This window comes from Sphingobacteriaceae bacterium (assembly GCA_002319075.1).
Lineage (GTDB): Bacteria > Bacteroidota > Bacteroidia > B-17B0 > Aurantibacillaceae > Aurantibacillus.
This window is the reverse complement of the sequence record NVQB01000001.1, coordinates 2,616,579-2,639,210: the sequence shown is the minus strand read 5'-3', so window position 1 is coordinate 2,639,210 and position 22,632 is coordinate 2,616,579. Positions and strand designations below refer to the sequence as shown.

The 22,632-nt window shown below is 38.3% G+C and carries 14 protein-coding genes; 2 read left to right on the top strand and 12 right to left on the bottom strand.

Annotated elements, in window-relative coordinates:
- Positions 1-23: 23 nt before the first annotated feature.
- Entirely contained in the window at positions 24-1,382 is a 1,359-nt protein-coding gene (locus CNR22_11395) for a hypothetical protein (GenBank protein ID PBQ32349.1), read from the bottom strand.
- A 244-nt stretch (positions 1,383-1,626) separates the two neighbouring features.
- Here CNR22_11395 and CNR22_11390 point away from each other — a divergent pair, with 244 nt between their 5' ends.
- The gene (locus CNR22_11390) at positions 1,627-2,427 is read left to right on the top strand and encodes a TIGR02391 family protein (GenBank protein ID PBQ32348.1); all 801 of its coding nucleotides are present in this window, start codon (positions 1,627-1,629) and stop codon (positions 2,425-2,427) included.
- Between the two features lie 117 nt (positions 2,428-2,544).
- The gene (locus tag CNR22_11385) at positions 2,545-4,686 is read left to right on the top strand and encodes a hypothetical protein (GenBank protein PBQ32347.1); all 2,142 of its coding nucleotides are present in this window, start codon (positions 2,545-2,547) and stop codon (positions 4,684-4,686) included.
- A gap of 118 nt (positions 4,687-4,804) precedes the next feature.
- Here the strand turns inward: CNR22_11385 and CNR22_11380 are convergent, their stop codons facing one another.
- From CNR22_11380 to CNR22_11330, 11 genes are all read right to left on the bottom strand, one after another.
- A complete protein-coding gene (locus CNR22_11380; protein PBQ34883.1) occupies positions 4,805-5,053 on the bottom strand; it encodes a transcriptional regulator in 249 nt (82 codons plus the stop codon).
- Positions 5,054-5,371: 318 nt separating this feature from the next.
- Positions 5,372-6,436: an addiction module protein gene (locus tag CNR22_11375; protein ID PBQ32346.1), complete on the bottom strand. Its 1,065-nt coding sequence runs from the start codon at positions 6,434-6,436 to the stop codon at positions 5,372-5,374.
- A gap of 417 nt (positions 6,437-6,853) precedes the next feature.
- On the bottom strand, positions 6,854-7,147 hold the full coding sequence (locus tag CNR22_11370; protein ID PBQ32345.1) for a hypothetical protein: 294 nt from the start codon (positions 7,145-7,147) through the stop codon (positions 6,854-6,856).
- Positions 7,126-7,341, bottom strand: a complete 216-nt coding sequence (locus tag CNR22_11365) for a hypothetical protein (GenBank protein ID PBQ32344.1) — start codon at positions 7,339-7,341, stop codon at positions 7,126-7,128. Before CNR22_11365 ends, CNR22_11370 begins: the two co-directional genes overlap by 22 nt.
- Positions 7,342-7,596: 255 nt before the next feature.
- Positions 7,597-9,240, bottom strand: a complete 1,644-nt coding sequence (locus tag CNR22_11360) for a hypothetical protein (protein ID PBQ32343.1) — start codon at positions 9,238-9,240, stop codon at positions 7,597-7,599.
- Between the two features lie 86 nt (positions 9,241-9,326).
- Entirely contained in the window at positions 9,327-9,962 is a 636-nt protein-coding gene (locus tag CNR22_11355; GenBank protein PBQ32342.1) for a DNA-binding response regulator, read from the bottom strand.
- Positions 9,959-13,018, bottom strand: coding sequence for a hypothetical protein (locus CNR22_11350; GenBank protein ID PBQ32341.1), 3,060 nt, complete (start codon positions 13,016-13,018; stop codon positions 9,959-9,961). Before CNR22_11350 ends, CNR22_11355 begins: the two co-directional genes overlap by 4 nt.
- A 187-nt stretch (positions 13,019-13,205) precedes the next feature.
- Positions 13,206-15,578, bottom strand: coding sequence for a hypothetical protein (locus tag CNR22_11345; protein ID PBQ32340.1), 2,373 nt, complete (start codon positions 15,576-15,578; stop codon positions 13,206-13,208).
- A gap of 155 nt (positions 15,579-15,733) precedes the next feature.
- Entirely contained in the window at positions 15,734-18,637 is a 2,904-nt protein-coding gene (locus CNR22_11340; protein PBQ32339.1) for a hypothetical protein, read from the bottom strand.
- A gap of 49 nt (positions 18,638-18,686) precedes the next feature.
- The gene (locus CNR22_11335) at positions 18,687-18,920 is read right to left on the bottom strand and encodes a hypothetical protein (GenBank protein ID PBQ32338.1); all 234 of its coding nucleotides are present in this window, start codon (positions 18,918-18,920) and stop codon (positions 18,687-18,689) included.
- Between the two features lie 64 nt (positions 18,921-18,984).
- On the bottom strand, positions 18,985-22,509 hold the full coding sequence (locus tag CNR22_11330; protein PBQ32337.1) for a hypothetical protein: 3,525 nt from the start codon (positions 22,507-22,509) through the stop codon (positions 18,985-18,987).
- Positions 22,510-22,632 lie beyond the last annotated feature (123 nt).

The window sequence follows — 22,632 nt, the reverse complement described above, 5'->3', positions numbered from 1 at the left end:
TTAACTACATGTGTGTTGTTCTTCTAATGTTTAAATCTATGCCAGTTCGGCAAGGATCTTTTAACTGCCGCCTTACTATCTTCCATATTAAAACCGAGTTCTTTAAGTAGTACCAACTGCAAGATAATTACAAGTGTAGAATTAACCGACTCGAATTCTTCTTCAGTTACTATGCCGGATTTTGAAGACTCGTCATAGTGCACATAATAATTCCTGGTTTGCACTATTTTCGAAATAAATTCTTTAGGTTTGGATTCGAGTTCGTCCAGAACTTCTTTGAATTCTTTAAAAACATCCTTCAAACGCTGCCGTAGAGAAACCTCATTTGCATAGCTAAACTTATTCTTGAACCATTCAGAGTATTCTTTTCCTTGTGGGAGTGCTACAGCAAGAGTGTTTTTTAATTCTTCGAATTTTTCTACGGGGAAACTATGCGAAACAGTTGTCCGTCGATGATAGGTTTCTATCGCAAACATTAGATTTAGAAACTGATTGACTTCATAAAGTGTAGGGTTATAAATGCAATCAAAATAGCGATCAAAAACAGGTCTTAGTATCTCATATTTTTGAAACCATCTCTCTACAACTTCATGAGCATTTTTTTGAATATGAAGATATTTAAAAAGTGTTGTGTAATCAAATATATGTTCCTTAGCATTATTAATCTTAGGATAATAACTTTCTTTATAAATGAACTGTGACCCATGCTCACCAGCCTTGGGATACAATTTTATTTCCGTCGGAACTATAGTTCTTGATAATCCGAATGACAAGAAGTTTCGAAACTTCTGAATGTCCGTTAATATTACTTTGACAGTTGTAGGAGATTTATAATTGATGTTAATATAAATCTTTTGTGCGATAGTAATGTCCAAAATATCTCCCATTAAGGGATTGGTTGAACTAAACCAAATGAGAATTTCTTTTTCATCGTCTGAGTACAATGATATGCTTGGCGGATGAGTATATGTTGTTTGAACTCTATAAGGTTTGTATTCTAGTTCCGTAATTTCTATACCGTGTATATCAACCCACTGATCTAAAAGCAAAAAGTGGATTGCAGTATTTTCAATTATAAGATCTTCCAACTTTGAATAATGGGCTCCAACGAACATAAACTCTCCTCTGAAAGATGAGGTTGTAAATCCTGGATTAGAATGACCGCTCGCGCCATTGCAGTCGAACACAGTGATTAACTTTCCATCAGACGTGAACCCTTGTATAGCTTTATAATTTTGACGTCCACTATGTTTTCCGGTCAAACTACCAAGTAGAGCCAATTGAATCCCTGTTTCCTTAGTAAATGAAAGTTCACCACTAACCTTATAATCTGAATCTGTGGGCAATTTCCAGTATCCTTTGTATTTAATGTCTTCTATCATTCATTCTCTCTATTAAAGTCCTTCCTATATAACTTATTCTTTATCTTAGTAATTATAATCATGCAAAAATTACAACCCAATATTGAGTGGGAAGAACTTCCCGTTGGAAAATTTATAACAAATTTAGTATTTAGTTCGAAAGCCTCATGTTGAGAATAATAACATAGTTAGATTCAATCGTGAAGAACAGTTTGACCTAACAGTAAGAGTTTTAAACAATTTGAAAAACAATGTATTAGAATATATGACAAAAAAAATATTTAACCCAATCGAAAGTGGTACTTTAGAAGCGCTGGCAAAAATTTTAGCTGATACAGGACAAGGACTAACCGGAACAGAGTTATCTAAGTTCATTCCTGAATCAGGGCTTAGTGACATTGATCCTGCAAACACAAAATGGAAACGACTTCATAACAGTTTCGTTAACTATCAAAATAAAAATCAAAATTCGAATTGTATTTTAAAATTCATTAATCTAGCGATGAAGCCCTCTCGCTATATAGGACAGAATGATAAATACGAAAGTATTAGAGCAGAATTGAACAAGCGGCTTTCTTTTATTGGTTTAATGCTTAACGATGCGGGAGTGTTTAACCCAGTAACAACTTCCAAAACTATAACTGAAGCAGAACAGCGAATAAATAGATTTAAATCTAAACTGGAAAGTAGAAATATCCACCATAAAATTTACGAGTATTGCAATTCGGAACTAATCACTGAGAACTATTTCCATTCAGTTTTTGAGGCTGTTAAAAGTATTGCTGAAGAAATACGGCAAAGGACGAACCTAAATCTTGATGGTTCAGAATTAGTTGAAAAAGCTCTATCAGTTAATACGCCACTGATTAAAATAAATTCTTTACAAACCGAAACAGAACAAAGTGAACAAAAAGGATTTGCTAATTTGATTAAAGGAGTTTTCGGCATGTTTAGAAACACGACAGCGCATGCTCCAAAAGTGGTATGGGCGATAACCGAAGACGAAGCATTAGACATAATGACAACAATTTCATTAATACACAAGAAACTAAATAAGATTCACTAGTTTTTCATGAGCATTTATCACTTACACTATATATTAAAAGAAATTGATGTTACATCACATATCCTCGCTATAAATAATTCTACTTTTTTTAAGAGATCGATAGCTAGATTGATCGCTATGCGTATAGATGATTTTCTGAAATTAGGCTTCTCAGTAAATAAGCATACTCTAAATAGCAAAGCAATCAAAAAGGAGTTAAATACCTTGCAAGAACTTTACAATGACCATTTCAAGTTGCAGCGGGACAAATATGGAGCTCATTTCCAGTACTTGGATTTTGGTAAAAGATTGGAGGCTTGGTCTGACATAAACGCAGATAAGGCGAGTTTTTTTACTAAAGTACCTATTGATATATATGGTCAATTTAATTTTGTTCCCGGATTTATACCCTATTTGCCAGCAACTATCACACTTGGTATTACTTCAAAAATCATTGATGTTAATGAAAAATTTAATCTTGAGCAAATTCCCAGTATTGCATCAGATATTCTTTCGCTCACGCGGCCAAACTCTGGTGGTCTCTTGAATTTCAGTATGATTCATACAAAAGCGGGTGTTCTTAAGTCTTTAGAACTGCTAATAGATTATGAGTGGACAATGATTGAGCAATTAAAAAATGATACTGATATTGTAGCTCCTTTTATTAAATTATTTATTACAGATCTATTGAGTTATGTAGATAATTTCTTTACACGAACTGATATTACAGATACGTCTTCACAGTATGAAGCGGGTTTCGATTTTCACATTACAAGTAATATAGATGATGGCACTCGAGAAGCTGATGAAATATTAGCTCAATTCAAACTTAATTTCAAGCTTAACGATCACATTTCGGAATTAAGGTATGCGCGCAACAAAGTATGTGGTCATATCGACACCACATTTACAGTTAGCGAGTTGGAGGAAATTATAAATGGCATTACCCTCACCAAATTTCATGAATTCTATCAGAGACTTAAAGCAATATTCAAGTCAGTTTGTCACACTACAGATTATTTAACGCAGTATCTGTTTGATCCATTCCAAAAATTACAAGGTGTAGAAAAAATGGTGGCTCTGGAAATATCTTCTTTCGATGGCGAGCCATTTCCAGAAACACCGTCTAGCTATAAATCCCCAAATGACATAAATCTCTATGAGGAGCAATATAGGCAATGGATTGAGACAAAGAGTGATAGTGCGCGTAGTCATTTCTGGAATTGCTTTGTTGATTCTGATGTTATTGATCGAGTGAAAGTCGTGATACCAACACTATCGGGCAGCGAAAGTTATCACTATCATAGCTTTAGAAAAGTCCACGCGTTTTTTGAAAACAAGCTTTTAGATGTTGGTATTGCGATAACTGATAAAATAGCAATTATTGAGTTGTTTCTGCAGTGCCGGTCTGGGAATCCAGAAACTCTCGCTCATTTATTAGACAAAACTTATCCAAGCGACATTAACTTGCGATTATATTTTATCAAAGCTTTGGGACAATTATCCCGAAATCGTTCGGAAGAAACATTTCAACGTTGCATCGAAATTTTTAATACCACAAATCTGCAAGGGAAGTGTGTCGCGATGAAAGCCTTATTTGGCATTGATTTGAGTGCGAGAAGAAGTTCAACAGGTAAGCATAGTGCTGATTCGAGTAACTATTCATCACATATAAAGTCAATATTAAGTTCCCATGCAAATCTATTTGAAAAATTAAGTTTATCACTCGTTTTGCTTTCAGAGTATGTTTTCGGTCATCATCACTTATCGGATTCCCTAGAACATTTTTATAAAGAGTTTTTTTTTGATTGTTTTTTACAATCCTCGAATCAATTCTTTCAACCATTACTAAAAATTGAAGATAACCGGATAAGGTTGAATGAAATTCAAGATACCCTAGTAACAAATCGGTTCACCACTTTGGTAGGCACACTTTCAGATTTCATGGAAGAAAAGGGTTTTAATATTCAAGCGACTATTCTCCGCAAACTAGTTGTGCAGAATCACATTTTGCACTCGGGAAATGATAATCTCGAACTTCATAATTTGTCCGTAATATATTTTAAACTTAAAGATATCGACACGGCTATAAAAATAGCGCTATATCTTACAGAAAAAAATGCACATCAAGTTACCTACAATTACCTTCTTCTTGATCTATATCGACACAATGTAAAGTATACCGCTGAATTTAATATGCTTAAGTCGAAAGTACTTACCACATTCAACTTAACTGATGAAGAGAGGCAAGACTTTGAGAGTATTGAAATGACTGCCTAGAAAATTATATGGATGAAAACCAATAAACATCTGCAGGTAAAGCCACCGTATAAATTCAAGAGATGTAAAAATATTTTGAAATTTTAATGTTATATAGCAGTTTGTTAACAAGCTGCTATCATAGTTTAAAATCAAAAAGCTCAGACAACGGAACATTCATTGCCCTGGCTATCGCAAAAATTGCACTGAGACCAGGATTAATTTTAGCTGTTTCAATTCTTGCGATTTGACTAAGAGATAAATCTGCTTCGTAGGCAAGCTGCACTTGACTATATGCGTACTTCGCCCTTACCTCTTTTAGATTAATCGCAAAGGCTTCCAATCCCTTTTGGTCGGATATAGGCTTACGGCGTTTTTTAGGCTTTATACTTTGCTTTAAGAGAACGAAGACAGCGAAAGAGTTTACAATGGGAAGTTTCACTATGAATGCGAGGCTTCAGGAAACAACTACCCGTTTCAGACTGTAGACGGAAACTATTTAGACGGGAAGAAAAACGGAAAATGGGTTCATAATTTTGAATCGCGACGAAAAGATCTTTTACACCTACCATTCTCCTCTGTCCATTTTAGCTTTAGCAGAGCACTTTAATTTTCCAGAAGGATACTATTGTTCAAATTTGCCTACGTAGAAGGCCTCGCTGTAGTGATCTGTTATACTAAATCGCTGCTGAAAAATTTATAGTCGTTACTTTTTGTTGTGCAAGAGAGAGAACAATCGGTTATTCAGATAATAACTGTTCCTTCCGATTTTTATCTTTTCGAGAATGCCTGTTTCGCTTAAGAGATTTAAATACCGGGTCGCTGTCAGGCGGCTCACCTGCAGATCATTCATAATATATTCAATCTTTGTATAAGGGTGCCTGAAAAGATTGTTTAAGAGATCCTGGCTGTATATTTTCGGTTGCTTGCTTCTTATGAGCTGCTTGTACTCGATCATCAGCTTTTTGATCTCTTTCACGAGCACGATTGTTTCCTTAGCCGTTTGGGCAACGCCTTCCAGCATATATAAAATCCAGGGCTCCCACTCGCCTTTTACCCGTGTGTCCTGAAGCAGTTGGTAGTATAAATTTTTGTTCTTAATAACATATCTACTTAAATAGAGAATGGGAAGATTTAAAAGCTCGCATTTGATCAAGTACAAAATGTTTATGATTCGACCGGTACGTCCATTGCCATCATAAAACGGATGTATGCTTTCGAACTGATGGTGAATAATTGCCATTTTCGTTAAAGGATCTGCCTTGTATAGTTCATCGTCATTGATAAATTTTTCGAGATCTGACATGAGCGACTTTATTTCATCTGGGTGCTGAGGTGGCGTATAAATAAACTCCCCGTTCTGCTCATTTTTTAATACTGTACCAGGCACCTTTCTAAAACCAGCCTTATTGGATTCTATTACTTCTTGCATCTGCAAGATAAGATTTAGGGTAATAAACGGTTTAGCTTTGACCTCGGCGAAGCCAAGCTTAAGTGCTTGGGCATATCTGTGAACTTCCTTCGCTGCCGGGGAGGTAAAAGAACTTTGGTCGTAGTCACTCTGATAAATCTCATCGTGGGTAGTAATGATATTTTCAATGGCAGAACTATCCTTTGCCTCCTGCAAGGACAAAGTGTCAATAAGGATACGCTCGTTTGGAATGGACGCCGCCACACCTTTTAACTCAGCTAGGTAGCGATGCGCCTCATTTAGCTTGCGCAGGATTTTAACCGTTTCTACAGGACCTTCGGGTGGTAAAGACTTGATCATACTTAATGTAAATACAAATATATATATAGAAAAACGCTATTTTCTATACATGTTTTTGAGATATGTATAGATTTTAACATATTTGTAAACAAATGCAAGTCAAATACAAGTCAAATGCAAGACAATTTGCAAACTTATATATGGATTTTGCCTAAAAACTATATATGTTCGCCGAACATGTATAGAAAAGTGCAAAACCCGCGATTTGGTGAATAATTAGGTCAATATTTGTAAACGAGGCTATTTCCCAAACACCCTCGCCATTTCATCAGCTTTCAAGGTATCTACAACTTTGTAATATCGGCGGGCCGTCTTTAAATCTTTATTGCCTGTAATAGACGTCGCAGTTAATAGGCTTCCACCTTTAGCCAGGAAATTGGTCATAAAGGTTTTTTACTAATGTGATAAGTAACAACTTCATGTAAGGGCGCCGTGACTTTTATGACTTTTGCACCCTGGAAGTTTATCTTTTGAACCATTCGCTTTTAATTTTACATCAATAAAAACCTCCTCCAGATAATCATTGGTTTTTTGCTCGGAGATCACAGGTAAACACTTGTCACCTAATTTCCCTTTGTATTTCTTCAGTATAGCTTTAGAGAATGGATTTAACGGAAGGGTATTGCTAACAGTTGTTTTTACGATCCTATAATTGATAAAGTCCTTATGCACGTGTTCTGGAACGAGCGCTAAAACATCGGAATAACGCATACCTGTAAAACAAGCGAAACAAAACACATCTCTAACCTGGTCAAGCCGGGTATTTGCTTTAAAGTCGTGTTGTACAATTTCATCAATTCTTCGTAAGTGAGATAAATTATTTCAGGCTCCTCTGTCAGTTTTTTAAAGGCTTTTTTTCGAAATTCGAGATTGATATTATAACCTTCTTCGGTGGCCCAATTCAAAAATGCTTTCAGATCTTTAATTAATTTTCCGGTATACCCTTTCTTATAGTCTTCCGTATTAAAACAATAGTCCAGAAACTTATCATAAAATTCCAGTAATATTTTTAAACTCCAATGGGATCACAGAAAATGCAAAAAAGCCACTCTTTGAGTGGCTTTTTTGCTTTATGACCTTTGAAATGCCCTATGAGAGCAATGGTAGCTCAATGAAATGGCCATCCTGGAACGGATGGCCATTTATATTTTTCGGCATTTTTAGTGTTTAATGACTTTTTTTGCGAGCTTATTATCTCCTTCTTCAAGTAACAGAACATACATTCCTGTATTTAAACGTTCAGTATCTATAGCCTGATTAGTACCCGCCTCTATGGTATTTTCATATACAAGTCTTCCCGTCATATCCATTAATTTCAGGCTTACAGTTCGGCTGAAGGGGTTTTGAACAGTTAGTTTATTTGCAAATGGATTTGGATAGGCGTTCAGGTTCTCGACGCTAGTTTTCGCCTCATCTATCCCCGTGCAATTACTTACAACCTGAGAAATGATTTTTTTGGAAACGCAGGTAGAATTAGCTCCTGTAAGAGTATAAGTTGTTGTTACTGTAGGGGAAACCACAATAGAAGATGCATTGGAACCATTGCTCCACGAATAGGTTGCGGCTCCACTTGCCGTTAACGTAGCTGAATTTCCCTTACAAATTAATGTCTTGGTTTGTGCAATACTGAGCGTTGGCAGTGGTGTTACACTTTGAAGCACAGTTAAAGAACTACTGCAGGTTCCAACAAAACCAGTTACTGTATAGGTTGTATTTACTGTTGGAGAAACGCTTGTGTTTAAAGAAGTAGAGCCGGTAGACCAGCTATAGCTTGCAGCGCCCATTGCAGTTAAAGTTACTGTCTGACCCACACATACTGAAGGGTTTGAAGAACTAATAGTTAGTGTAGGGTTAACACACACGGTAGGAGACCATACATAACTCAATCCAAGATCAGGCGCACTATTTGGTGTAAAATCACAGACATCTGAAATAAATGAGGATGCAATCGAAGTAGACCAAGAATTAGAAGAGTTTACGAGACGTGAATTGTAATCGAGGTTGTTTGCTCCTTTTAAACCAACTTCGGGCGAAGCACTTGAAAGTCCTGGTATGGTATTTCCGTACAAAAACTCAATTTTGTTTGTGGTTTCATACAATTTAACTTTAAAATGAATGCTTTCATCATACACAGTAAAGCGGCACATGTTTCTAAATTCAAACTCACAGATACGATTGGGTGAAGTACCTGTAACATTCTGACGAATAACTCCGTTCATAATAAACATATCCTGATTCGAAACAGTATTAAGCGAATTAATGTTTAACACGATGGTATTGCCCGTGATGGCTGTAATGATGGGAGTGCTTCCGCCAAAATCAAAAAATATGTCCATTAAAGAATCTCCAACGCTTAAATTTCCCAGGGAACTTACATTCACAACGGAATTACTTCCCGAGCTAAGGTCACCTTTAATCACAGTACCCATAAACATATCCTGAGCAAACGGTGCAAGAATGTTACTTGTAGACATATCAGAAATAGCCTGATACTCAAAACCTGAAAGAGTTCCGAAACTTAAATAACCGTTTGAGCATACATTAACTGTTGTGTATGTTGTGCCGTTGTAGACAAAGTTAAACGGCAAAACGGCTGTGTTAACATCGTCGTCCTGCATTGTTGTTCCAACCAGGGAACCATTGTTGGGATTTCCGTAAGACTGTAGCGACTGACTAAACGTGTAGCTGCTAACTTGCGCGGAAGTGATTTGGATGTTCATCCATAAAAAGGCGCTGATTACTGGCAAAAATAGTGTTTTCATTTTTTTTTCGACAAAGTTGGTGCATTTGCCTTCGCCTATCAATCACATATCTGTGTGAGTTTAGAGTAGTAACTTGCAAAAAAGTGTTAAGAAAAAAAATCTGTTGGTTACTTTGGCAGTACCCGATCTTAATGGAGATTGTTTCGGAAGGCAAGAGCCACAGCCTCAGTTTTACTGTTAACGTGCATCTTTTCATAGATCTTTTTGATATGACTTCGAACCGTATCAATGGATATAAACAATTCGTTCGCAATCATTTTGTAAGAATATCCGTTAACCAACGCCTTTAAAACATCTCTTTCACGTTCGCTCAAATTATACGAATCATTTTTCTGTTTATAAACATCCGTAAACATGGTCAGCACTTGCCGCGCTACACTGGAGGTCATAGGAGCACCCCCTTCAAAAGCATCATGAATATACTGCAACAGTTGCGAGGGTGGCGTTTTTTTGAGTATGTAACCATTGGCTCCGTTCTTCACTGCTTCGAAGACATTTTCATTGTCGTCGAAAACGGTAAGCATCAGCACCTTTACCTCTGTAAATCCCGCAAAGCGCAGATGAATGAGACCCTGGATGCCAGTCATACCTGGCATGTCAATATCCATAAGAATCACATCCGGGCGGTATCTTTTATAATCGTCCAGCACATTCATACAATGCGCAAATGAGGCTTCCAATTTAAAGTTATCGTCTCCTTCAATTAATAAACACAAAGTATCCCGTAGTTGTTTATTGTCTTCGTATAAGCAAATCCTGATCATAATAAATTTAAATTCAAACGTAATTCTATTCTGGTGCCTTCGTTGGCGGATGAGTTGAGTTCAAATTGCGCTTTGATTTTTTCGGCTCTTTTTTTCATGTTCATTAAACCATTGCCTTCTGATTCCTTCTTCCACTCAAATCCTTTCCCGTTATCCATAATACTTAATAACAGCTGTTTATTTTTGACACTTAATTCCACTTTAACTTTTGTGCATTCTGCATACTTTGCGGCATTATTAATGGCCTCTTTGAAAATAAGAAAAAAGTCGCGGCGCAGAGCCATGTTGAGTTTAAGCTCATCCAGCTGCGAACTCGTAACAAAGATCAATTCAATATCTTTTGCTTCGAGAATGTTGTTGGCAAACTCTCTCATACGGTTTAGCACCTTACTCATAGTGTCATTGCCGGGGTTAATACTCCAAACAATATCATCCATACTGTCCATCATAACCTGACTGTAGGTAGATATTTTCTCTAAATAATTTTGAGCAGTTATTGGTTCCTTCGCTAATTTATTCTTAGCCATCTCGCTCAAAATATTTATGGTACTCAATGTTGATCCCATATCGTCATGAAGGTCTCGGGATAATTGAAAACGTACCTTTTCAACAGCGAGTAGTCGATTTATCCTTATCCTGTAGAGTGTGTAAAAAAAAGTAAGTATCAGCAAGGCAATCAGCAGATAAAACCAAACCGTTTCGTGAAATTTTTTCTTTAAATGAATGGTAAAAGATGTTTCATGACTAATACTTCTGTTGCCTTTATAAACCAGTTTTAATTTAAACAGGTGATCGCCACCTCTTAAATTGCTAAAAGCGATTTCATTTGTTAATGCAGGAATCCAGCCGCTATTGTCAAAATCATAAAAGTATTCCAAATCGTCTTTATAACGATAGGTGGATGCTCCATAACTTAGCCGGAAAGAATTGAAGCCATGTTCAAGAAAAATTTCCCCATCATTCTTAATGTAAAAAATCTTGTCATAACTTTCAAGTGAATACAAAATAGGTTTTAAATCGGTGCTGAATTCACTTTGGTTCACCTGAACCTCGTAAATAGATTCCTCAGAAATAACATACAACTTATTTAAATTAGAGCTGTAGCAAATTTCGGTAAGGTTAGCTCTTTCAATGTTCGAACGCCGGCCAAGGTCAATAATATCTTTGGTCTTCCAATTCAGCCAATACAATTTACTAGTGCCAATAAAATAGAGATAGTCCTCATTTTTATCGTTAGCTATTTGATATACAAACCCAAGATTATACCTGTCGGAATAATTATAGTTGTGAATACTATCGGTATTTGCATTATATGAGAATATGCCATTTGTGGTGCCGGCATAGATCAATTGCTTATCAGCGCGCATCATCATATTAATTATATTGCTTCGCACCGAAGTAGGATCTTTTGAGTTTACCCTGATTACTTTATAGGTTCGGGTGTTGAGGTCAAACTTTATTAAACCTTCACCCGATGTGCTTAAAATAAGTGTTTTGTCTCCTATGCCAACGACATCACTCACTTCAATATCCTCAGAAATTCCTTCCACCTGATTTAAATGAAGCAAAAGCCTGAATTGATCTGTTTTTTTATCGTAGGTAATAATTCTGCCTTCGGTTGTTACAAAGAAGCTATGGCCTTCATCGTCATCCGAAAACGACATAGCATCGCCATTAAAAAGCGTATCGTTGTAATGATAGAACTTTTTTTTGTTAACATCATACCGCGTTATTTTACCCTCCTGATGAAGGATCCAGATCTGATCTCCTTTTTTTGTTTTAATGGTTTGCCAAATGTCATTGTAAGAAATATCGCCGCCGGATTTTAAAAAATTATAATTTTTGAATGTGCGTGTGCGCACGTCGTATTCATAAATTCCATTAAATAAGGTGCCAAACCAAATATGAGAGCTGTCAATTTGTTCGATATAACTGTAAATGTTCTTTGGCAGGTCTTTACTAATAATGGTGTAATTGCTTTGACGGTGGTTGTAGGTTAACAGTCCTGTATTTGTGCATAGCCAGATGTTATTCTCGTGATCTTCTACAATTTTATAGCATAAACTAAAATCCACCTCCGACGAATTTATTTCTTTATCAGGCAGCAGATAACTGGTATTTGTAACCGGGTCATGCAAACATGCTTCATCTTTGCCTCCAAAACCATAGATCCAGAGTTTATTAAAAGAGTCTACAAAAAACAAACGTCCTTTGTTGGATTTAATAGGTAGTTCGCCGAATTCATTTGTACGTTCATTAAATTTTATAACAGAGTATAAGTGTGTTACAGTGTCTAAAAGCGAAATGTATTTTTGTTCGCCTATCTCGGCAAAGTCGTTTAAAGCGCATTGAAATTCTTTTCTAAAAAACCACTTATATTCGGCGGGGCTTTCTTTTGCAGTTACTATGCACTTCTTTTTTTTATCAAAAAGTAGTAATCCCTTTTTTGAGTGAAACAGGTAGTACTTTTTATCTTTGCTTTCAGAAACCTTAAAAATAAATCCTGTTTTAGACTGGTCTATCTCTCCAAAGGGTTTTACGCATTTCTCTTTCGCATCATAGTACAAAAGTTTTAATTGGGTGGAAATAAAAAAAAGTTTCCCCTCCGAATCTTTAAAAGATTCGATAAAATTAAGAGAAGTGTTTGCAGGAATATGAGGAATGGGGACCAATTCAAACTGCTTGCGGTAAATATCAAACTTTGCTATTCCACCGCCATGGGCTATCCAAAGAATACTGTCATTCTCAAAACACAAACGAAAGAGATAGGCCGAACCCAGAATTCCATTCTGCGAAAAGGGCATTTGATAGTTCTTAAAACTCGTTCCGTTGTACTCCATTAAACCATTAAAGGTGGCAATCCAGTAACGGTAGTCTTTATCTACCGCAACATCCATAGGAAAACTCGTTTCAGCGCCTTTGCCTTTATCTATCCTCGAAAAATGGGGTGCATGAAACTGCGCAGAAGAGTTGCTAAACAGGCATAATAAGAGTATCCCAAAAAATGAAGCCTTCGGCAACACGCTTACTTTATTATTAGTAGAATGCAATTTCACTAATTCTTTTCTATGATTTTAAAATTAAAAGAAGAATGGATAAAATACAATCACATAATCATGTTATTTCATAATTTGAGGCTACTATATGATGTGTTATTCTCAGATAGAGATTCCAAGATACTACAAACCAAAAACCCTTCGATCCATAAATACAGACCAAAGGGTTTTAAAATTTCTATAAAAATTAGTTCTGAACGACTATTTTATGATGCAGTTGAGATCCATCACTTAAAAAATAAATCCCAGGTGCCAGATTTCGTAAAATAACTGTTTGATTGCTTTCAGCAGTGAGCTCTACAATTTGCAGTACCTGTCCCAGTTCGTTACTCAAGCTAACGCGAACAGCCACGGTTGAATGGATCGTTATTTTACCGGCAGAAGGATTCGGATACACCTGCAGCTGGTGAGACGTATTGTTGATTTTCGAAATTCCTGTGCAGGCATCTACTACTTGGCTAAAAGTAAAAGTATCAACGCAGCCAACATTACTATATCCCGTTACCATGTAGTCATTTGTAGACAAAGGATAAACCGAAACAGTAGCTGTGGAAGCTCCTGAGTTCCATGAATAACTTGTTGCTCCTGAGGCTTCAAGAATCACTTGTTCCCCCTCACAAATAACACTCTGACTGCTGGTTATGTTTACAGTGGGTAAAGGGTTTGCTACTACATTGACAGTTTTAGTGACTACACAGGTATTAATTCCCACGCCGGTAACCGTATAAATGACATTTGAAACGGGCGTTAGTGTTACGCTTGATCCTATTAATGGTCCTGGTGTCCATGTATATCCAAGCGCGGTTCCGGTCAAACTGAGGGTTTGCGCTATGCCTTTACAAGCATTTAAGGTAGCAGAAGACAGGGTGAGGCTAAGTGTTTTTACTACTACGCTATCCCATCCTACGTTACATCCCTGGCGCACACCAACATAATACACTGCAGGGCTATTAGCATAACTTGTAGAGCCGGAATAACCATTACTCCACTGTATGTCCTGGTAATTACCGCTCACTTGCAGCGTTGCTGAATTTCCTGAACAAATAGCAACTGTTCCTACCGGAGAAACGGTAAGCGGATTAAGTAAAACCTGGCTGTTTATAAAATCTGTACTGCTAAACGTTGCGTTATCTAAAAATCTAAAGTTTCCCTGATCATCCGGATCGCCTGAAAACTGGGCGTATACAACTGCAAGTTTGTAATTGCCGCTGGATGGTTCGAGTACTTCGGCAGCCATGTGCGGAAAAAAGATTTGTCCGGTGGCCGTGGAACTGCAATCTGTAAAATCTTTTATCGCAGTCCACTTATTTTGTACCACATCAAATCCTTTCGCATAAAGTTCAGGGAACATGTTGGCAAACCCTAGTGGATAATTTATGTTGTCCGTCCAGCTGAAAAATACTTTTGTACCGTCGGAGCTGCGACTAATTTGCGGATGCATGATCTGATTCATGTTAGAACCAAGAGACCCAGGAAATATAGTTGCAACTTCCGCCATAACATTTGCTACGTCATAGGCTGTCCACACGCCATGTTGTTGCGTAACATCTAGTATATGATGCCATTGGTTGCTGGATATACCGTAAGTGTTATCGCTGGCTCCAACAGTGAGGATCATGTGCGGATGTCCGTAAACATCTACCGTTAAATCATTCGCATAATAAACACCAGGAACAGTATTTGCCCCCAAGCCACCTGTAATGCAACTAAACTGGGCCAGATCAACAACCATCCCGCTGCTCCAGGTTAAACCCCCATCCACTGTTTTATAAAACATGGGTTGATAGCGGTAGGCGCCGGACGAAGAATTAGGATGCGTGGTAACACATACCCACCCGATCATCCCTGTAGGATCAAAGGCAATATTGCATTCGCCCAAAGGTGGATTTCCTGAATAAGAAAGATTAAAGGAAGGACTGAACGTTTTGTTCAGACTCCAACTAATGCTGTTACTAGTTGAATTCCATAGACCCTTGTAAACAAAAATATTTCCGGTAAACTGAGTTCCATTATAAGAGAAATCTGTTGCCCAAAAAACTCCTGGCGCTCCTTTTATTAAAGATCCGGAAATATAGTTGGTTGTGGCTGGCTGAATGTAAGCCTCCGTATTACCACTCCCATTTAGCTTTTGCCCGCCTGTTACAAGACCGCTCCACGCACCCGCATTACTGAGAGTTGGGGCCATAAAGGTGAGATAAGCATTGTTAGGGTCGGTATTATTCGCCGGGTTATGAAGAGCGATGTTAGGATAACGCGCTTGTTTTGTTAAGTTGGGATTTAGAGTGCCGACATTATTGGTCCACGTAACGCCTGCATCGGTAGAGATATCGTATCTTAAATTTCCTGAACTGCCACCGAAGTTTGTAGGATTATTACGGTGTATAAAAATTACAGTGTTCAGGTTTTTATCCGCTACAACGGTGTTACCATTGAACTGGGCCTTGGTAAGCATGTTGGACGAAGTGCCAAGCGTTACAGGACTACCACATTGTGCACTTAAATACGAACTGTTGATCGTTGCCAAAGTAATGAGGCAAAATAGGGTACTTGTTTTTTTCATAGTTTATTCGGGTTTTTGCAAAATTACTCTTTTACATGTTAAGTGCCTGATTATTAACATTTAATGTCGTATTTCGACCTTTAAAAATACACATGGGGCATCAGAAGCAAGTAATTAGTAAACCATGGAAAGTCTGAATTTCCACGTTAAGAAAGCTATCTAATCAAATGAATGTTTCCACTCTTATCAAGCGTAGAGCCATCGGTTTTTTTAATGTTCACTACGTAAACAAAAACATCGCTAGCTAAAGCTACATTTTTATAAAATCCATCCCAGCAGAAATCAGGATCTGAAGATTCAAATACCTTTTCGCCCCAGCGATCATAGATCATGATGTGAAAAGAGTTTAAACAAGCGCTCCAACCTTTGAGGCAGTATTGGTCATTAATGCCGTCGCCATTGGGAGTAAAAGCATTCGGCATAGAATAATCATTTTTTGTTTCACAGGTTACTGAGATGGTAACGCAGGCCTTACTAACACAAGAGCCTGAATCGGAAACCACGCAGTAAGTTGTATTTTCTGGTGGTGAAGCGACAGGCTCAGCACAGTTAGTACAACTCAGGTAAGCAGCAGGACTCCAGTTGTAGTTGATGCCGCCACTCACCTGCAAAGCCACACTTGATCCTGGAGTTATAGCAAGGTCAGGAGTGAGGTTAAGAGGAACCGCAGAAACAACAGTTACAGAAGCTACACTAGTTGCAGAATCGGTGCAGGCTTTTTTTGGAAGATAATAATTGACGTAATAAATTCCGGCACCTACGGATGTCAGATCCACTTTACCGGTAATAGAGTCTACCGGAAAAAAGAAAGAAGAGTACTTGCCACTCGAGTCAGAACCTGCTGCCCACACAGGCGCCAATGTGGGCGTACTTTCGCAAACCGGCGAGGGATAAGTAAAATCTACAGCGACCGTTTTTGTCTGCACGGTTATAGTCACAGAGTTTGTGTTTGTACAGGCTTTGTTATCCATACCCTGCACAGAATAAACCATCGTTTTAGTAGGTGTAATGGTTGTTGTGCTTGTGTTAGCTCCTGTGCTCCAGGCAAAAATGGGAGTTCCACTGGCTGTAAGCGTTACAGCGGTTCCCGGACAAACAGTAACATTCCCGCCGCTGATAAGCACATCGGGTTTCTTTTGCAAAACAGTAACGGTTGTCTTTGTTACGCAGCCATTTGTAATACCCGATAGCGTATAAGTTGTAGCTGTCGACGTTTGAATAACAAGATTCACAGAAGTGGTAGAGCCGGTGTTCCAGGAATAGGTATTGGCACCATAAGCCGTGAGTTTGATCTGGTAATTGGGACAGGTAACTGTGGGGCCTTTTACCGTAAGCGTGGGAGAATTATAAACCTCAACGGTTTGATAAGAAACATAAGGGCAGCCAACAGCGTCTGTTCCGGATACCGTATAAGTTGTGGTAATACTTGGACTAACAACGATAGAGGATGCATTAGATCCCTCATTCCAGGCATAACTCTGCATGCCATTTAAAGAAAGGGTTATAGAATTTCCGTTGCAGATATTAAATCCCATAGGACTAAGTAAAGGTGGCGAACCTACTTTTACTTCCTGCTTTAAGGTATCAGTGCTGGCGCCACCGCAGGAATTTGTATACCTGTAAACAAGACTGGCAGTATAAATACCCTGAGCGGGATATAAATGAGAAGGATTAGTTAGCGTGGACGTATTTGATGCTCCGGAAGACTGATCGCCGAAGAACCAGGCAAAACTAGTGACGCTATAGCCGGTACTTGCACAGGCTGTAGTTGTGATAGTTGGTGGCGAAGGCAAAGTAAAAAAAACATTATTGCAACTAACCGCACCGTTTATGGATACGCTGAAAGAAGATTGCGGTGGTTGAGAGATAAAATTTGGCAAGCCATAAGAGCAAAGAGCAGGTGCGATGGAGGGTCCCTGAGCCACGTAATTACAGGCTGCGCCAGAGAGATTGGGATTATTAATGACCCCTATAGTTTGATGCCCCAGGCGCGCTACATAAATTTTTCCATCTTTCGCCAACTGAAGCGCAGAACTAGTAAAGGACGTGATGGCGTATCTTGAACTAGTAATGTTGGCGGCAGATCCGGCGCAAAGGTCCCACTGATAAAAAACTAAATCTCCTGCTCCTGAACCGTAAAACTTACTGGCATCTGGCGAAAATTCACACCCATACGGAAAACAAACTTCCGGTCGCGATAACAATTTTCGTGGCGGCGGCGGTGATTGCCCTGTCCATATAGGCTGCGGAGGGAAATATAGAGGAATAGGTAAAGTTAAGGGATTTGAAAGCACTCCTGTGGCGTTGTTAAAATCATATACCTCAAAAGTTCCATAGGGTAGCGACTGATTATAAAACGCGCAGCCTAATTTTTTTCCGTTTTGCGAAATTTTTGCAGAGCCATAACTCATATAGCGCGTATTCCATACTGAACCAATTGTTGTGAGCGTTGCTGTTGAGCTCACACCCGAGGCAGTAATTAAAATAGAACGAAAATTAGCACTGTTGTAATCGTGAGACACCACCCAAATATCGGTACCATTGCAATGTTTAGTGCCGGTAAGTTTCTCACAACTTGGGGTATGTACTAAAGTATTTTTTACGGTAACAGACCCATTTCCCGCCGCCAGTGACATATCTATGGTAGAATACCAGAGTCCGGATAAACTGCCTTGTGGTCCTAAAGTAAAAACGTAATAAATGGTTGCGCTACCCGGTTTTTTAACGACCAAAGCAGATTGTGTGGTAATAACACTTCCGAATAAGCCACTACCGTTAGCCATTACCTGATTGGTTTTATCCCAAACGGTTGCGCCATCAGTATAGAACAATAAATTTCCAAAAGCATCGGCCACGCTTGAAGTTCCCTCTCTATAGCCTGCCATAGAACTGGTAGTTATCATGGTAGGTGTGCCGCTAACAAAATCCAGTCCGGCTGCAGATCCAAAATACCATTTTTTAGTTTCGTTTTGGGAGAAGGAAACCTGAGTGGATAACACAACAAATAAGCAGAGGAAAGTAAAAACTCTTAATAAATGGCTATGGAAATTTCGGAGCATTTAGTGCTTATGTTCATTCGTGTAAATAGGCTGGAGATTTACCATAAACCTAAGAAATATTTTCAAAAAAAGCAAAGATTATGCCCTGTAACACTAATTCAGGGAGGGTTTCCCAACGGCCATCATTTTCTTTTTGCTGCTTTTGTTGAAATGAGTTGCCGTGTGATATACAAAATAGAAAAACCTGCTTCACCTTAAATTCGTATTTCATTGTTATCCTGATCAAAATCCATTCTTTTAAAGTCACACTATTAAACCAACTATTGGTAATCGCAAAAAACATTCCAGGCGCCGAAAATAAAAAAGCCCGCAAAAAGATGCGGGCCCATAGTTGAAAAAAATTCTAATTAATTCACTACGATCTTTTTAATTGCTGATTGTTTTCCGGAAGTTATAGAAACCAGGTAAACTCCGGCTTTCAGACAACTCACATCAAACACAAGTCCTGATTTATCATTGCTTACAGGAACAGAAATTTCCCTTCCTAAAAGATCAATGAGTTTAATAGTACTACCTTCTAAATTTTTTCCATTCACAAAAAATTTGTCGTGAGTGGGATTTGGATACATCTTAATTCCGGAAGCAAAATTTTGTTCTTTCAAACCAACAAAATCAGACGGAACAGTACTGAAGCTATATTCGAAGCCGCTGCCAAAATCCATATTAAACGATTTAATGACAGTTCCAGCGCTATTTTTAATCCGAACTAAACCAGAACCCTGCGCAGTGTTAGCCCAGAACGATAATCCGTCTTCTCCGCTATCCTGAACTTTCAAAGTATAACACCCGCTTAAACTATAAACATCGGTGTACAATGTGTTTGCAGAAGTTAAAGGAGTTTGTAATGAAACATCTGTTCCCTCGCTATCAAAAAGCTGATAACTGTTTTCAAAATAATTGACGTTGGTTTTAAATTCTACGGTAATATCTTCCGGAAGAACATCTGGAATAGCGACAGCAGAGTTATATTTATTATTATAAGCATATTGATCCACTACGCCATTTACTGTTTTAATTTCTGCATGAAATATATTATTGGCCGGCACTAAACCTTTCGACCATAGCGATCCTACAGGTAACTTAATGGTGATTGTATCCATAAAAGCAAGATTACCTGTCCATTGAAAGTTTTGTTTCTCATCTGCGTCATTCAACCAATAATCAATATCCATGCTTGTTACCGGACCAGAACCAGTATTTGTTATTAAGATCAAAGGATCAGAACACATCGGGTTTTGACGTGAATAAAGCACTTTTGTACTCGGCGATAAAACGTCCGTTATAGCTGCATCGAGCGTATGATTAGCCCCTCCGTAGCTTACAAGCTGGTGCGCCGCAATATATCTGTAATCGCCATTTATGTTGGCTGGCGTTGAACAATTATAATCCAAAGTAACAGTAGAGCCTGGCGTTACAAAAGGGGTAATGTAATTTTCAGTAAGTCGCGAAGCCATACCGGGACACCAACCCTGTCTCATATAGATCCACGTTCCTCCTTGCGGGTAAACAGGATTCGCAGAACATTTTAAAGTGATGGGCCAGCTGAATTCATTTGCGCCGCCGTTAACATTAAAATAATGGTTTATCACTCCACCACTTTGCGAAAATTCTCCTTCCTGACCATGGCCGGTAATTGTTGAACGTACTTTAAATGTTTGTGCTGCACTATTTATAGAAACTGTTTGTGTTGTGTAGCGGGTATCGTTTACTATACTTCCAATATTTGCCTGACCTGCACGCGCAGCACCCTGCCAAAGCTGATTAAATTCTACCACGTTGCGCGGCGGTGTTCCAACTATAAACCAAAAATCGATATCCATTTGTTCCTGGTTCTCTCCACCCAATGCCATCATCAAACGCTTTTTGCCTTTCAGGATGGGTGCAAAATCGCTTACGTCAAAGTACCAGCTTTTTCCTTTAGCCGTCATAGTAAGCCCTTTTCCGTAAGGAGTAACAAATGACATAATTTCATTATAATAAGGGTAACGCTTATAATAGTTCATACCTGCCATGGTTAAACTGCTTTGCGTAGCTACAGCAATTGTTCCGGTAAGAACCCCTGTATCTCCATTGTAAACATTTGAAGCTAATGCCTGGTATAACCCTGTAGTTGAAACAAGCTGAACTACATCATTAATAGCAGGAGACGCCGAAGCATTGGAAGTAATAGAGTATTGCAGAACAATGTTTGGATTTCTTGCTACCGAATCTTTCACAGTAACCGTAGTGGTAGTCATGGCATAAGTACCTCTTAAAAAAGTTAGCTCTGGTCTTAAGTTCGTTTCATAAAACATTCTGTTTAATTTATCACCCCGTTCATAAGTCCATTGAACATTACTTGCCAAAGAAGTTGCGTTATTTTTACTGTCGTTTAAAATTAAGCCGCTTCCTTCGTTCATTTTGTAATACCCTACAAGATTCGCATAGTTAGGATGCGATGCGTCTATCGGCTTTTTCATCCATGCCTGAACGTTTGCCAGTGATAATTCTTTACTCCAGATAACCAGTTCATTTACTTTTCCTTTGTAGTTGTTTGTTAGGTCAACTGTTTTTCCAAGTACCATGTTTAAAATAGAAATGGCTCTTGTTTTTCCTGTTCCCGAAGTCCATAAAGCTCCATTCAAATAAATGGCCATCAGGCCTGTGCTTGCGTTTTTAGTAAAAGTCCAGTGGTTCCATTGTCCCCCCTGCTCTGCAGCTACAGACGTTTTTTGTATCCTGTCGAAATCAGTTCCTACATACCCGCAATCAAAATACACATCGTTATTGTCCCAAGGCAAATGAATATTTAATTGACGGTGATTGGCATTGGCGTCCGTGGCATAAAGAATAGATGTAGTGGTAGGCATAAGACTTGCTGTTCCATAAGCCCAAAGTGAAATACTTAATTCGTTACTTATAGCCGCTAAAGCAACTGTGTTAATGTTTACGTGACCAGAGGCCGAAAGATCTAAAGCGTAATTGTTATTTGCATACAGACTCATGATACCAGCTGCTGCAGACCCATTAAATACAGGTGATGTAGCACCATTTGTATTTGTAAAAGAATAATCAATCAAAATGTTACTCGTTCCATTCCACACAAAAGGACTGTGAAACTGAACGCGATTAGCACCTGCAGTAAAAGTATAATTCGCATTGTAAACGTTTGTGAAACCTGTAAGAGTAACGGCACTTGCGGTTAAAACAGTTTGTGAAGTATTTTGAATTCCAACTTTTAAAAAGTGAACTGGTCCACCGGCGTTTGCAACATTTAATAAAAATGCATCGATATTACCCGCTGTAAACCCGGCACTGGTAAGCTCTGCAGCTGTATATAACAGCTGTGAGTGGCCCGACCGTTCGCTTGCTTTCAAAAAGTTTGGAACCGCTGTTGTGCCGGCGCTTAAAGTATGAGAAGTTTCGCTGATTACATTTCCTAAAACTACCTGTGTTTGTGTAAAGTTCCAGTAGTCATAAACAGGCAGACTGGTATAATTAAACGTATTGCCTGAAAAATTAGAGATCACATATTTAGGGGCTATGTTTAATTCGTTTTCGATGCGGCTTGAATCTACTATATAGGTATTGCAGGAATAATCCCACTCTCCACAGCCTTGATTTGGAGCTGCCTGCGTTGACACCAGATTATTTTTGCAACGCATATTGTACTTCATAATGATTTTTTCGAAAGTAAGGCTCGATGAAGGAAATTGAATCATCGTATCGCGCGTTGTACTTCCATACTTAAAGCCTTTTACGAAAATCGTGTCCCCGGGCGCCTGTGCTTTAATAAGCCCCGACTGAAAAATCAGCGCTAAAGCTAATAAACATATAAAACGATTTAGATTTTTAGATCTGATAAATCTTTGATACAGAAGTGTGTTTTGCATTTTTGGTAGTTTTCGGTTAGCTTATATAATTTTGCGAACCCCTAAAATACGGAATTTCATGCGTTTCTTCAAAATGGGATGATTTTAGAAAACAATCCATTTAATTTAGCATACCAACGCTCT

What these genes read in the sequence shown, in the direction of transcription:
- CNR22_11335 (PBQ32338.1), bottom strand. Translation starts at nt 18,920, where the DNA reads ATGTTTTTTGCGATTACCAATAGTTGGTTTAATAGTGTGACTTTAAAA.
- CNR22_11390 (PBQ32348.1), top strand. Translation starts at nt 1,627, where the DNA reads ATGACAAAAAAAATATTTAACCCAATCGAAAGTGGTACTTTAGAAGCG.
- CNR22_11370 (PBQ32345.1), bottom strand. Translation starts at nt 7,147, where the DNA reads ATGCGTTATTCCGATGTTTTAGCGCTCGTTCCAGAACACGTGCATAAG.
- CNR22_11345 (PBQ32340.1), bottom strand. Translation starts at nt 15,578, where the DNA reads ATGAAAAAAACAAGTACCCTATTTTGCCTCATTACTTTGGCAACGATC.
- CNR22_11340 (PBQ32339.1), bottom strand. Translation starts at nt 18,637, where the DNA reads ATGCTCCGAAATTTCCATAGCCATTTATTAAGAGTTTTTACTTTCCTC.
- CNR22_11375 (PBQ32346.1), bottom strand. Translation starts at nt 6,436, where the DNA reads ATGATCAAGTCTTTACCACCCGAAGGTCCTGTAGAAACGGTTAAAATC.
- CNR22_11355 (PBQ32342.1), bottom strand. Translation starts at nt 9,962, where the DNA reads ATGATCAGGATTTGCTTATACGAAGACAATAAACAACTACGGGATACT.
- CNR22_11395 (PBQ32349.1), bottom strand. Translation starts at nt 1,382, where the DNA reads ATGATAGAAGACATTAAATACAAAGGATACTGGAAATTGCCCACAGAT.
- CNR22_11330 (PBQ32337.1), bottom strand. Translation starts at nt 22,509, where the DNA reads ATGCAAAACACACTTCTGTATCAAAGATTTATCAGATCTAAAAATCTA.
- CNR22_11385 (PBQ32347.1), top strand. Translation starts at nt 2,545, where the DNA reads ATGCGTATAGATGATTTTCTGAAATTAGGCTTCTCAGTAAATAAGCAT.